The organism is Chroococcidiopsis sp. SAG 2025 (genome assembly GCF_032860985.1).
In the GTDB taxonomy this organism is placed as follows: Bacteria; Cyanobacteriota; Cyanobacteriia; order Cyanobacteriales; family Chroococcidiopsidaceae; genus Chroococcidiopsis.
Genome location: NZ_JAOCNC010000001.1, coordinates 2,396,813 through 2,409,190, shown reverse-complemented (window position 1 = coordinate 2,409,190; position 12,378 = coordinate 2,396,813). Strand labels below are relative to the sequence as shown.

Here is a 12,378-nt window from a genome sequence, read left to right as displayed (position 1 = left end):
GTAGTGGAACAAAGACAAATTTAGATTACATAGGAGTTAATTACATGTCTGCTGCAACCGATCAAATTCTGGAACAACTAAAATCTCTAACTTTGCTAGAAGCATCTGAGTTAGTCAAGCAAATCGAAGAAGCCTTTGGCGTAAGTGCTGCTGCTCCTGCTGGAGGCATGATGATGATGGCTCCTGGTGCTGGCGCTGCTGCTCCTGCTGAGGAAGTCGAAGAGAAGACTGAATTCGACGTAATTCTGGAAGAAGTACCCGCTGATAAGAAGATTGCCATCCTGAAGCAAGTGCGCGAACTAACAGGTCTAGGCTTGAAAGAAGCTAAAGACTTGGTAGAATCTGCACCCAAGCCAGTCAAGGAAGGCATTGCTAAAGAAGCGGCAGAAGAAGCTAAGAAGACTCTAGAAGCTGCTGGCGCTAAGGTAACTGTTAAATAGATCCCTCTAACCCCCTTTTTAAGGGGGCTTTCGATCGCCATCTGTAGAGACGTTCCATGGAACGTCTCTACATTTGTTTTAATATTATTTCAATGTAAATCTGCATCCCAGATGCCTATGTAAATGCGATCGCGACTGTTTCGTTCGATCGCTCCTTTTAGTTGACCTTGGCGAAAAGAATATCTGTTAGTCTGGCGCTGATAAACTTGTTGCAATCCTTTGGTAATTTCAGGTGTGGTTCGATCGCGTAACATTCGCTGTAGTGTTGTTTGCATAGTTTCCGGCGCGACTGATTGAGCAAAAGAGACTTCAGTTTGACGCAGCCGTCCAGAAGTGCGATCGAATAAATAACCGAGCGTGATGCGTTCTGGCTCGATATCGTAAATCGCCGCACGGGTGTTAACCCAAAGACCTCTACTCGTTTTTGTAGGATTGCCTAATGTTGCTTTGACTACATTTTCAGTAGTACCAATCGGAAATCCAGGTATATCTCGATCTCGATCCCCCCTAGTCCCCCTTTGTAAGGGGGGTTGTGGAGATTCTCGCTCTGTCGCCCCCCTTTGTAAGGGGGGTTGGGGGGATCTAGCAGCTACAGGACTAGCTGGAGAGTTTTGGTCTGTCGCCCCCTTTTGTAAGGGGGGTTGTGGAGATTCTCGCTCTGTTGCCCCCTTTTGTAAGGGGGGTTGTGGAGATTCTCGCTCTGTTGCCCCCTTTTGTAAGGAGGGTTGGGGGGATCTATCCGTTGATACGGGAAGATCTACCGATACAGGTGTAGGCGGCGATACTGGCAATACGGACGATCGCGGTGCTGGCTGGGGAACGAGACTAAAAACTGTAGCAGTACTTAGCAATCCACCAATAAGCAGCCCACCGAAAATTAGATATTTCTGCTTTTTGCCTGAACCAGGTCGAATTGTAGGAGGGGGGAGAGTTCGAGTTTCTAAGGTCTGCTGGTGAGGGGAAGCGATCGCATCTCGATCGACTTCCTGGCGCGAGGATATAGTATCTACAGATTGCAAATCGTTAAGCATTTTAATCGCAGTTGAGTAGCGATCTCGTGGCTGATACTCAACTGCTTTATTCAGTACCGCTGCTAAACTAGGACTCACGTTTGTTGCGTATTGCTGCCAGATAACTCTTTCGGTATGCGGGTCAACCTCTAACTCTTGCGGCAACTTACCCGTCAAAAGATAAATTGCTGTCATGCCCAAACTGTAAATATCGCTGGCGTAGATCGGTCGCCCTACGGCTTGTTCTGGAGCCATGAAGCCAGGAGTCCCCAGCACCATTGTATAAATCGATCTACCTTGAGCCGCGATCGCCGTTGCCATTGTTTCCTTGACCGCACCAAAATCAATCATAACTGGCTGGCAGTCCGGTTGACGCAAAATAATATTGTCCGGCTTAATATCGCGATAAATAATTCCCTTACTATGGACGTAATGTAGGACTTTAAGTAGACTCACTAAAATTTTCCAGACAGTTGCTTCGCTCAGCACCCCTTCAGAGGTAACTTTTCTCGTGAGAGTTTCACCCTCAATCCACTCCTGAATTAGGTAAAACTGTCCGTTTTCACTAAAGTAGGCGTACAACTTGGGAATTTGATCGCTACCTGCACTCAAAGCTTCCAAGGTTGCAGCCTCGCGCTGGAACCTGTCTTGAATGATTTGATACAGTTGCAAATCGTTTGCTACGGGTTTGAGTTGCTTGACTACGCAAGGGCGGCGAGACGGCAAATATGTATCTGCTGCCAGAAAAGTTTCGCCAAATCCTCCTGCTCCCAGTAACTTGATTGTTTGATAGCGATTGTTGAGTAGCGCAGTTGTCATGGAAAGTTTACTAGCAGTTTTTATACTGCTCGAATGCCATAACTCTACAGTAGCTATTTATTCAAATATCATCTGCTACCAAAAGAAACACCTCATTCGATTAAGGTTCAAACACTGTAGCTGCCTCAATATCTTCTAGTAAAGCAAAATCATTGACCATCTGGGCGATCGCTTTTATCTTGGCAAAATTATCTACCACTCCCGACCGATAAGCGGCTGGGATTGGTAAATCCAACACCAGCGCCATGCGATCGACATATTCAGCTAAATCTAACTGCTGCTCGTCCATGATTAACTAGCGATCGTGCAATCTGGGGCAAAGTTACCGTGCAGTCCGTAGGGAATATGGTGTTTGAGATGTAAAGTCGCGATCGCGCCTTTATTTAAGTCCCGACCATCCAAAATTACCACATCAGAACGGTGGTGGGTAGAATCATAAACCACACTCAGTACCCAGCCATCATCTTCTAGCGTCGAGTCAGGACGAGGGACAAAAATCGGTTCGCTGATAAAGCCACGCGGCGCAGCACTCCAAAGTTGCCGTTCTCCAGATTCTAAATCGATTTTGAGAATTGCTTGCAAAGGTGCATTTCCAGTTGATTCATGCGCCGCACCCATAAATAGATAGCGATAAGGTCTACCGACTTTATCCTTATGAATGCTCGGAAATTCGCAACATCTCTCCTCTATGAGTTCTCGCGATACTGTTTTATCTTGTAAGTTGAGATGAAAGCGCCACAATTGCCCAGGCTTGAGCGCATCAAAATCTACTTGCTTGAAATCGCTGGCTGGTTCGACTTCGGGGAAAGACTCGTAGCAAATTGAATCAACAACAATTTCCCCATCTTGTTCAAAAGCGTTGGCGTGGTGAAACACAAACCCAGCGTGAGTTTCTAAAATCTGAACCGACTCTTTAGAATGGCGGGGAATGAGAACAATGCGCGTTTTTTGGTGGGGTTGGAACTTGATACACTCTGCTGCCCCTCTTAACCCTAACGTAAAAGGTATGGGGTTAAAAGCAACGGGGTTTTGGAAAAGAATGCAGTAGTTAGGAGTAATAGCGAAATCGTGAATGAAGGCAAACCCAGGAATACTATGGGCGTGCTGGCGAATAACTTTCCCTACGGGGTTCAGTTCAAAAATAGTAACTGTAGTCGATAAACCAACCTTGAGGGAGAAATTCACCAAGCAAGGTTCACCGCCGTCCATATCGCAACTCGGATCGAGGCGAGGATGTGCTGCAAAAGGATCGCCTTCTGCGATCGCACCGTCCAAAAAATCTTTTCCCAAGGTTTCCAGATTATGAGGATCGAGGCGATGGGGTTCTGCTGCTTCCCACAGTGCCAACAGCTTACCACCCCAGTAGATAACATTAGTATTGGCAATATTCTTGAGTTTGAAGTCAAAGGCATTTGCCAACCAACCGCCAGGTTTTTGCGTACCAAAGACACCGCGATACAGAATTTTTCCAGCTTTTTGTTCTTCTACATACGCTTCTGTACGAATATAGCGATTGCGGAAGTGGGCGCGACCGTCACGAAATGCGATCGCGCTAATCATACCATCGCCATCAAAGGGGTGGTGAACTGGTTGTCCGTTGATATCCAATAAGCCAGGACCATTGCGGAATAGCGTTCCGCACAGTTCGGGGGGAATTTCTCCTTCGACATCATCAATGGAATAGTCGTATTCTTGTTTGAGTGATTCATATCCTCGCTGCCAATCGTGGCGTTGGTATGACTTAGGAGAAACTGTTGTGGCGCGTTCGTGAAGTTGCATAATGAGGGGTTAGGGTTGAGAGAATCGTAGGGGCGGGTTTACCCAAGATCGCTGTTCGGAGCGAAGTTTGTTTTGGAAAACCCGCCCGTACAGGAGTCGGGAGTCGTAGGGGCGGGTTTACCCAAGATCGCTGTTCGGAACGAAGTTTGTTTTGGAAAACCCGCCCGTATAGTAGGGGCAGGTTTTGAACCCAGATCGATTGCCAAAACCATAAATCATTGGCTAAACCTGCCCGTACAGGAATCGTAGGGGCGGGTTTACCTGAAGTCTTTGTTAGAGGCAAAGTGTCTTGGTAAACCCGCCATACGGGAAATGAGCAAAGGATGCCTTACCCGTACAGGCGTAGTACAAGAGTAAAGATAAATTACGAATTATGACTATAGCTTCATAATTCATCATGCAGCATTCATCTTTCATCCGTCACTCGGCAGGTTCTTCGACTGGTTCTTGTCGCAAGGAAGATGGTACTAATTCTGAAAAGTTAGGTAGTAAAGTTTGCCCGATCTCTTTATTGTTAGTTGCATCTGGGGCGATCGCAGGTTGTCCGCTAGCAGCAGTAACCTCTTCTTTGGCAGGTAGCCAGCTTAAAAATGGCAGGGGTAAAAGCGTCGATAAATTAGTAATGACTACCAGAAGCCAGAGCAAATCGAAGTTATTCTGAGAAATGCCAAACCACCGCGTCAAAATCGCTCCCATTTGATAAGAAACTAAGGAAGCAAGGTTTGATACAGACATCAACAAGGCAAACAAGGTTGCTTCTACTCCTGGGGGGCAAAGTCTTGCTGCCAACACCAAAACAGGCATGTAGGCAATTTGTCCCATCACCGTGAGGACGAGACTATCACCCAAACTAAACCAGCGATCGTCAATTCCTAAACTGCGGTTGGTATGAGTAACTAAGAGCAGCATACTCATACCCAAAACAGCTGAAAGTAAAGTACTCCAACCAAAAATGACGCGGAAAGAGACACCTTTGAGGAACCGTTGAAAGATCCACACGCCAACGAGGGAAGCGATACTCGTCACCAAGCGCACTCTACCTAGAAATTCTGGTTCAAACCCTAATTCGTTGGTAGTGAAGAAAAAGAAGGCTGCATCAGCCGTGGGAGTGGCTTGCCAGAGAAAAATAAAGGCAGTAGGAAGCCAAATTGCTCTTTGGGAGATCGCTTGTCGTAGTTGTTTAATTTGAGTGTTGACACTAGACCAGTTGGCAAACGCTTGCGAGTTATCTGTTTTGCTGACTGGGACTTCGGTAATAAACCAAGCAATGAAAGAAACTATGAGGGGAAAAGTTGCCGTAATCAAAAATACCGTGCGGGTGGTGAAGTGTTCTAGCAGCCAACCGCTGAAATAAGCTGTAATTAAACCGCCAAAGGCTGAAGTTCCCCAACATAGAGATTGCAGCGAACCCGCATCGGCTTGAGATTCGACTCTTGCTCGTTCTACCACTAAAGAGTCTACAATCACGTCGCTGACGGCAACCGATAAAGAGCCTAGCGCGATCGCCCCTACAGCTGCCATTGGCGTATGTACGACTGTCGCCATACTCACCCACGAAATTGCCCCTAAAATTCCTGATAAGACTAGGTAAGGACGGCGGCGATAGCCAAAAATGGGTAAACCATCAGAGACAAACCCAAATACTGGTTTGATAATCCAGGGAAGCGCCACAATGCCTAACAAGGACGAGACTTCGGCTGGACTCAATCCCAGTTCATCCTTGAAGAAAAAGCTGACAGCAAGGCGGGCTAAGCCGAGAATTCCCTGAACGAAGTAGACAGTCAGGATTGCAATTAACTCCGTACTGGGTTCTTGACCGAAGAAAATCTTTTCTTTTAACGAGTCTTTTACCTTGGACAAGCCAGACGCGGAAATCAGCATTGATTAAAATAAATAAACTTTAAGATTTATCGACTTTTATATCATATCTACTTTGAAGATGTTAGCTGTCGGTGAGGCGATCGCCGCGGTACGAGTATGGTAGGGTTGCGGCTTTACTTTTGCTGACATCTATAGTTTACCCGTGCTACCCGTGCTACAAAACCAAACTGCGATCGCGCTGGGAATAGAGAGCGGTAGTTTCCTACGCTCAAACCTCACTTCATCACCACTAATGCTACTCCTCTGCCTAAAGCGCCATTTGACCGAACAATTCAAAATGCAGAATGCAAAATTCAAAATTTAAGAGGGTACAAACCCGATCCAAAATAGAAGATTTGGCGAGCGACAAGATAATCGCGATAATGATGAGTTTAAGCTCTCACCAATTACAATGCGGCAATTGATAATGAGCGAATTTTGAATTTCCCGAAAGGGTGGATGATACCTCCGAAATTTGACTTCGCCTGCAATTTTATTCAAAGACGAACATCGGTTGAATTAGTTAGATGAGCGCTCGGGGACTACACGAAAAATTCTTTCTAGTAAGGTGGGTAGTACCTACACCTGTATTTTACTATGCGGTAAGTAGCTATTCTTACACACAAAATACCAGTGTTTCAAAAACTACCTTAAAAGTTGCTCCGTGTATCGCAAATGTAGACACAAATCGTACAAAAGTATTGCTATGTACCAATATTTTTATTTTTTTGAAACAAGAATTCTGCATTTGTTGCCATCTATAAATTTATTTTTAAACAGAAATTTAATTCACAAATTTGCTATTTCTTAAAAAAAGCTGAATAACTATACCTACAGGGGGATGACATGGGAATATCTAGCCAAGACGCAAACACAAGTCAGCTTGGATAGTCATCAAAAAACTTTTTCTTAAATAAAAAATATGGACATAGCGCAAATTGTGCAGACAGCTTCGCAAATACTAACTCAAGTAGGGTTGAAGCTTATTGGTGCAATTGTTTTCTGGATTGTTGGTCGATGGTTAATTAACGTTGCCGCTAGCCTTTTATCCCGCAGCCTCAAGCACCAAAAAGTTGATAAAACAATTTTGAGCTACTTAGTAGCTACGGTTAAAGTCACGCTGAATATAATTTTAGTCGTGGCAATTCTGGGCTTTTTTGGCATTGAAACCACCTCTTTTGCAGCTTTACTAGCGGCGGCTGGTGTGGCGATTGGTGCAGCTTGGAGCGGACTTTTAGCCAATTTTGCCGCAGGCGCGTTTCTCGTGATTCTGCGACCCTTTAAGCTAGGTGACTTCATTACTGCTGGCGGCGTGACGGGAACCGTGCAGGAAATTGGCTTGTTTGCCACCACGATTAACACTCTAGACAACGTACACACGGTTGTGGGCAACAACAAAATCTTTTCCGACAATATTCAAAACTTTTCGGCAAATACTTATCGTCGCGTCGATCTCGTGGCTCAACTCAACCACAACACAGATCATAATGCCGCGATCGCCATGTTAAAAGAACGGCTGAGTCGAATTCCCAACGTTCTTTCTAATCCTGCCCCAGATGTAGAAATCTTAGAATTTAATTTAGCGGGTCCCGTGTTAGCAGTGCGTCCTTACTGCAATAATGCCGACTACTGGCAGGTTTACTTTGACACCAACCGCCTGATCCGCGATACCTTCGGCGAAGCTGGATTTTCCGCTCCAGAACAACTTTACGCCATTCGGAATAATTAGAAATTTGTAGAGACGTTACACGTAAAGTCTCTACAATAATTACAAAAATAATTACAACACGCCTTTAGAACTAGGAATATTCCCAGCCCGACGCGGATCGATTTCTACAGCCATGCGGAGCGATCGCGCCAAAGCTTTAAAAGTTGCTTCAATAATATGGTGAGAGTTAATCCCGTCGAGTTGACGAATATGCAGCGTCATTTGACTGTGGTTAACTAGTGCTACAAAGAATTCCCGCACCAGTTGAGTATCGTAGGTTCCGACTCGTTGGGTGGGAATTTGCAGTCCGTAACTGAGATGGGGACGACCGGAAAAATCTAATGCAACTTGAATCAATGCCTCATCCAAGGGGGCGAGAAAATGCCCAAACCGGATGATGCCCTTGCGATCGCCTAAAGCTTGATGAAAAGCTTGCCCGAGGGTAATTCCCACATCTTCATTCGTGTGATGGTCGTCAATTTCAATATCGCCTGTCGCCTTGACTTCCAAATCCAATAGTCCGTGGGAGGCTATTTGATGCAGCATGTGGTCTAAAAATGGGATTCCCGTCGCCGCAGTGCATTTTCCCGTTCCATCTAAATTCAGCGTTACTTGGACATCGGTTTCGCCTGTAGTCCGGCGGACAGAAGCAGTCCGTGCGGCAAATGTGAGTTCGTTAATTGAGGGGCGATCGCTAATCTGCATGACTGAAATTTAGGGAGTAGGGAGCGGGAAGTAAATGAAATTCAATTGAGATGCATTTTTACTTCTTTCATCTTACTGTTAATAGTTCTAGCCATTCATCGTATTTAGCGTTAATAGGTCAATATTGCTACTACACAAAATAAATAGGGTGTATTGTCAGCACACCCTACCCGCGATCGAACTCAACGTTATCTCAAAACGTTATCTTAAAACGTTATCTCAAAACGTTATCTCAATATATTCACGATTCCTAGCACCGGACTCAAAACAGGTCCAAATACAGCACCAATTGCGTCACCGACCCCAGCCGCGCTATTACGTCTGACGACAATAATGTCGTTGTCACGCATAGTTGGGTTATTTTCGTCGTTGATTCCTTTAGAAAAATCAAGCTTGACTCGGCGACTCGTAACCGTACCGTCAGGATTGAGACGAATTAAATCTGCTGAACCCCTTCTAGCACGGGCGTTATCAAATCCTCCTGCGGTCAACAGCGCTTGGTTAAGCGGCGTATTAGGCTGCAAGTTGACTAGTCCTGGTGTTTTGACTTCTCCGACAACGCTAACTTGAATTGTCGCTGGGGAAAAACTTGCATCTGCTAAGGCAGTAGCATCTGCGGGGCTGATGTTTGTTGCCGTCGAAACGACGACAGTGTCACCTTCTTGAACGATCGTATCTTGGTTGGGATCTCCTTGCAGCAATTTCCAGAAACTCACGCTCATCTTTTGTTCGCTGCCATTTCTAGTCGGACGGCGGATTTGAATGTTTCGCACGTCAGCCGCACTTGTAATACCTCCAGCTAGCTGAATCGCCCGTGAAACTGTCGGCAAACCACCACCAGCACCTCCGCCACCATCAATAGCTCCGCCGCCTCCTCCTTGGGTGTTACCTGGGGTAGTTGCAGCAGCAGCAGCAGTTCCACCCCCAATAATTACGTAAGAACCAGGACGGTTAACTTCACCTACAACTGTGACGGTACGGGGACGGTTGGAAGCCATAGCAAAGCTAGCATTAGAAAAGGCGCGAATATCTGCCAGGTTTACTTCATTTGCCGTGGGGACAAAAACTGTATCGCCATCCCGTAAAGTGATGTCTTGTGGCAAAGTACCTTTTCTCACCAGTTCCATCAGATCCAGATTGATAATTCGCTCCGGTCCCAGTCCCTGCTTGCGCTTGAGCTGCACTTGCCTCAGATCGGCTGCTAGGGTGACTCCCTCTGCTAAAGTCAACGCGCCAACAATCGTAGGATATTGTACCCCTGGATTATCGCCTGCACCACCTTGCAAGCCCACGGTGTACGACCCAGGACGGACAACTTCACCCGCAATCACAACGTTAATTGGGCGTGGGGAAATTAGACTTACTGTGACTAGAGGGCGTTTTAAGTAGCGAGAGTACTTTGCCGCGATCGCATCTGCTGCTTCTGCCTGGGTTAACCCTAAAATGTCTACAGGTCCGACCAGAGGCAAGAACAACTGACCACCAGGGGGAATCTGATAATCTCCGGTATATTCCGGCACTTCAAACACGTTAATCCGGATGCGATCGCCACCCCCAAGAGCATAATCTACTGGTGTTTGGACGGGCTGGTTGGCTGCTGGAGCTGTTGCCGGAGCGTTTGCTGGAGCTACATTGGGAAGTGGAGCTGCATTATTTCCTGGCGCTACTGGGGTAGTGGTTGGAGCCGTATTATTACTTGGTACTACTGGGGTAGTGGTTGGAGCCGTATTATTACTCGGTGCTACATTTGGTTGAGGTATGGGCTTGGTTGTCGGTAAAGACGGACGAGCAGGTGCTGGGCGAGCGGGACTGGTTGTTTCTTGCGCTTTTATTGGCGCTGGGCAAGCCATCGCCACTAGAGCAAAAAGCGTTAAACCTGCAACTGGCTTGGTAATTGCTTTAGACATACGTGTAGATTTCTGTGTGGAAATATAGGCAATTTCTTGCTGTTTTCTAGACTTCACCATTTTATGTTTTGTTGCCAGATATGGAATTCACTAGATATTCAGTATAAGTATGCAAGCTCGACATGAGCGAACTTGAGAGTGGATTATGCCACACTTAGGCAAGCTTTGTAAAACTTCATTTAACGTTATAAAAAAACGCTATAAAAAATACGCTCTTACTAGCTGAGCCAAGGAGTAGTGGCGATCGTACAGCACAAAGCAGGGAAGCAGAGGGAGCAGAGGAAGCAATCCTAACCACTGATAGCGGATAACTGTTAACCGACCAGAGGAATCGCAACGATAAATTTAGTTCCCATACCAACTTGTGTTTCAAACCAAATTTCTCCCTGGTGAGTTTCGACAGCTTTTTTTACAATTGCTAACCCCAACCCCGTTCCAGCAATATTACCTACATTTGTAGCACGATGAAACGAGTCAAATAAATTCTTGCAATCTGAAGCAGGAATACCGATTCCTCGATCGCAAACTTGAAATACAAGTTGATTTGGTTTCCAGATCAAATCAAAATTCACTTCAGTTGCAGTTGGAGAATATTTAATTGCATTAGATAGTAGATTAGTTAGAATGTGCCGCAATAGCTTTTCATCTATTTGTACGATTTCTGCTTTTCCTTGAGAATGAAATACAATTTCATGAGTTTTTGTTATGAGTTGAATTTCTTCGACCAAACTCCGACACCATTGAAATAAATCTATTGGAGTTGGTTGAAATTCAAGTTTCCCCGCTTCGGCTTTACCCATCACTAGCACGTCATTTAATAGAAATGTCATATGCTGAACCTGAGTTTGAATCCGCTGTAAATGGTGGCGTTTTTTCTCTTCGTGCCAAATTGCACCGTAGTCTTCTAGTAATTCGGCAGAGGATAAAATTGCCGTTAAAGGAGTGCGGAACTCGTGAGAAGTCATGCTGACGAAACGAGATTTAAGTTCGCTCAGTTCTTTTTCTTTCACTAAAGCTTGCTCGACTTCCAAATTTTTAGTGGTAATTTCCGTGAAAGATAAGTAGCTAGGCAGATTTAAACATAAAACGTTCCAGTGTCCATCCCCCTTGTTGACTTCGATTCTCCATGCCCTCAATCATGGCATTCGCTAAATCATACTCGTTATCAAAAATCCTTCCGGCTATTTCATGGGTTTTGAGTTGATGCCACTGCGCTTCAATCAGATTCATATGTGAACTGTATTGGGGGAGAAAAAAGAGATATAGCCCTTTCGACTGCCACTGCTGCCAGTGCTCACGGGCAAGATGACTGGTATGAGCCGAACCATTATCTTGCACCACGACTGTGAGCCGTCCGGTTTGTAGCAATGTCTGCTCACTCTTTTGGGCAAGGAGCGTTCATCACTTTAACATAGCGTTCCTTGTGGAAACTGCCTTGTACCAGAGCATAGTCAAACGACTGCTCTGGTTGCCATATCCCTAGAATACTAATGCGGTCTCCATAGGATTTGACCTGCTCTTCGGTGTTTCTGCTCTCCAATGCGAGAGTAACTATAACTGACTGGACTTTCCAGACAACATCCCGATTCGTCAAGATACTTCAGGTCAATGTACCCTTCACAGGCAGCTAGTTGGAGTGTGTCTAAGTCGGCTTGCTTGAGTGCTTTGTACTCAGGATCTTGTCTGCCCCGTTGCGAGTGTCGAGTCCGCTTCCAACTAAAGCCCTTTTTTTTAGAATGCGGCGAATCCGGTCAGCACTTAGGTTTACCTGTCGTTCTTGCTCTAGCTTCTGGGCTAGCTGTTGACTATTATAGGTTCTGGCTTCTTGCTCTAGGCATTGTTCTAGGTAGGCCATGTCTGCTTCTTGCCATTTGGCTTTAGCTCCTCGTCCACTAGCATCCCATAATCCACCTAACCCTTGCTGCTGCCAACGGCGGATGGTTTCGCGCACTGTCTGCTCTTGGCACTCAAAAATTTCGGCAATCGCTGGCACTACCCATCCTTGAGCATTGAGTCGAAGCATTTGTGCTCGATCTCGGGTACGTTGAGCAACGGTTTTGGCAACCCGAAGTTCACTCAACGTCCGGTCTTCTGACTCTGTCAAAACGATACGTAAAGGAGCAGGCATGAGTGGTCAAAATCAGCAAGTT

Annotated in this window: 11 protein-coding genes and 1 pseudogene; 2 read left to right on the top strand and 10 right to left on the bottom strand. The window is 45.8% G+C overall.

What is annotated here, in order from left to right; all coding sequences use genetic code 11:
• The first annotated feature begins 44 nt into the window (after positions 1–44).
• Complete coding sequence (rplL, locus tag N4J56_RS11650; RefSeq protein ID WP_317106600.1) at positions 45–440, top strand: 50S ribosomal protein L7/L12; 396 nt, start codon at positions 45–47, stop codon at positions 438–440.
• Positions 441–529: 89 nt separating this feature from the next.
• Here rplL and N4J56_RS11645 read toward each other — a convergent pair whose 3' ends face one another.
• From N4J56_RS11645 to N4J56_RS11620, 6 genes are all read right to left on the bottom strand, one after another.
• Entirely contained in the window at positions 530–2,269 is a 1,740-nt protein-coding gene (locus N4J56_RS11645) for a protein kinase domain-containing protein (protein WP_317106599.1), read from the bottom strand.
• Positions 2,270–2,369: 100 nt separating this feature from the next.
• On the bottom strand, positions 2,370–2,558 hold the full coding sequence (locus tag N4J56_RS11640; RefSeq protein WP_317106598.1) for a DUF4089 domain-containing protein: 189 nt from the start codon (positions 2,556–2,558) through the stop codon (positions 2,370–2,372).
• A 2-nt stretch (positions 2,559–2,560) separates the two neighbouring features.
• Positions 2,561–4,048, bottom strand: a complete 1,488-nt coding sequence (locus N4J56_RS11635; RefSeq protein WP_317106597.1) for a carotenoid oxygenase family protein — start codon at positions 4,046–4,048, stop codon at positions 2,561–2,563.
• On the bottom strand, positions 4,011–4,331 hold the full coding sequence (locus N4J56_RS11630; RefSeq protein WP_317106596.1) for a hypothetical protein: 321 nt from the start codon (positions 4,329–4,331) through the stop codon (positions 4,011–4,013). The genes N4J56_RS11635 and N4J56_RS11630 overlap by 38 nt, the downstream gene beginning before the upstream one ends.
• Complete coding sequence (locus tag N4J56_RS11625) at positions 4,322–4,465, bottom strand: hypothetical protein (RefSeq protein WP_317106595.1); 144 nt, start codon at positions 4,463–4,465, stop codon at positions 4,322–4,324. Before N4J56_RS11625 ends, N4J56_RS11630 begins: the two co-directional genes overlap by 10 nt.
• A 3-nt stretch (positions 4,466–4,468) precedes the next feature.
• The gene (locus tag N4J56_RS11620) at positions 4,469–5,929 is read right to left on the bottom strand and encodes a folate/biopterin family MFS transporter (protein ID WP_317106594.1); all 1,461 of its coding nucleotides are present in this window, start codon (positions 5,927–5,929) and stop codon (positions 4,469–4,471) included.
• 901 nt (positions 5,930–6,830) lie between these two features.
• Here N4J56_RS11620 and N4J56_RS11615 point away from each other — a divergent pair.
• Positions 6,831–7,637: a mechanosensitive ion channel family protein gene (locus N4J56_RS11615; protein WP_317106593.1), complete on the top strand. Its 807-nt coding sequence runs from the start codon at positions 6,831–6,833 to the stop codon at positions 7,635–7,637.
• Between the two features lie 51 nt (positions 7,638–7,688).
• On the opposite strand, the gene hisB is transcribed toward N4J56_RS11615, so the two are convergent.
• The 4 genes and pseudogenes from hisB to N4J56_RS11595 all read right to left on the bottom strand — a co-directional run bounded on the left by hisB (position 7,689) and on the right by N4J56_RS11595 (position 12,356).
• Positions 7,689–8,321, bottom strand: coding sequence for an imidazoleglycerol-phosphate dehydratase HisB (gene hisB / locus N4J56_RS11610; protein ID WP_317106592.1), 633 nt, complete (start codon positions 8,319–8,321; stop codon positions 7,689–7,691).
• 227 nt (positions 8,322–8,548) lie between these two features.
• On the bottom strand, positions 8,549–10,288 hold the full coding sequence (locus tag N4J56_RS11605; protein ID WP_317106591.1) for a polysaccharide biosynthesis/export family protein: 1,740 nt from the start codon (positions 10,286–10,288) through the stop codon (positions 8,549–8,551).
• A gap of 254 nt (positions 10,289–10,542) precedes the next feature.
• Entirely contained in the window at positions 10,543–11,259 is a 717-nt protein-coding gene (locus N4J56_RS11600; RefSeq protein WP_317106590.1) for a HAMP domain-containing sensor histidine kinase, read from the bottom strand.
• 34 nt (positions 11,260–11,293) lie between these two features.
• Positions 11,294–12,356 (bottom strand): annotated as a pseudogene (locus N4J56_RS11595) (IS630 family transposase).
• Between the last annotated feature and the right edge of the window lie 22 nt (positions 12,357–12,378).

Coding starts and splice junctions, on each gene's coding strand:
- hisB (WP_317106592.1), bottom strand. CDS start 8,321: ATGCAGATTAGCGATCGCCCCTCAATTAACGAACTCACATTTGCCGCA.
- N4J56_RS11625 (WP_317106595.1), bottom strand. CDS start 4,465: ATGAAAGATGAATGCTGCATGATGAATTATGAAGCTATAGTCATAATT.
- N4J56_RS11640 (WP_317106598.1), bottom strand. CDS start 2,558: ATGGACGAGCAGCAGTTAGATTTAGCTGAATATGTCGATCGCATGGCG.
- N4J56_RS11605 (WP_317106591.1), bottom strand. CDS start 10,288: ATGGTGAAGTCTAGAAAACAGCAAGAAATTGCCTATATTTCCACACAG.
- rplL (WP_317106600.1), top strand. CDS start 45: ATGTCTGCTGCAACCGATCAAATTCTGGAACAACTAAAATCTCTAACT.
- N4J56_RS11635 (WP_317106597.1), bottom strand. CDS start 4,048: ATGCAACTTCACGAACGCGCCACAACAGTTTCTCCTAAGTCATACCAA.
- N4J56_RS11645 (WP_317106599.1), bottom strand. CDS start 2,269: ATGACAACTGCGCTACTCAACAATCGCTATCAAACAATCAAGTTACTG.
- N4J56_RS11620 (WP_317106594.1), bottom strand. CDS start 5,929: ATGCTGATTTCCGCGTCTGGCTTGTCCAAGGTAAAAGACTCGTTAAAA.
- N4J56_RS11615 (WP_317106593.1), top strand. CDS start 6,831: ATGGACATAGCGCAAATTGTGCAGACAGCTTCGCAAATACTAACTCAA.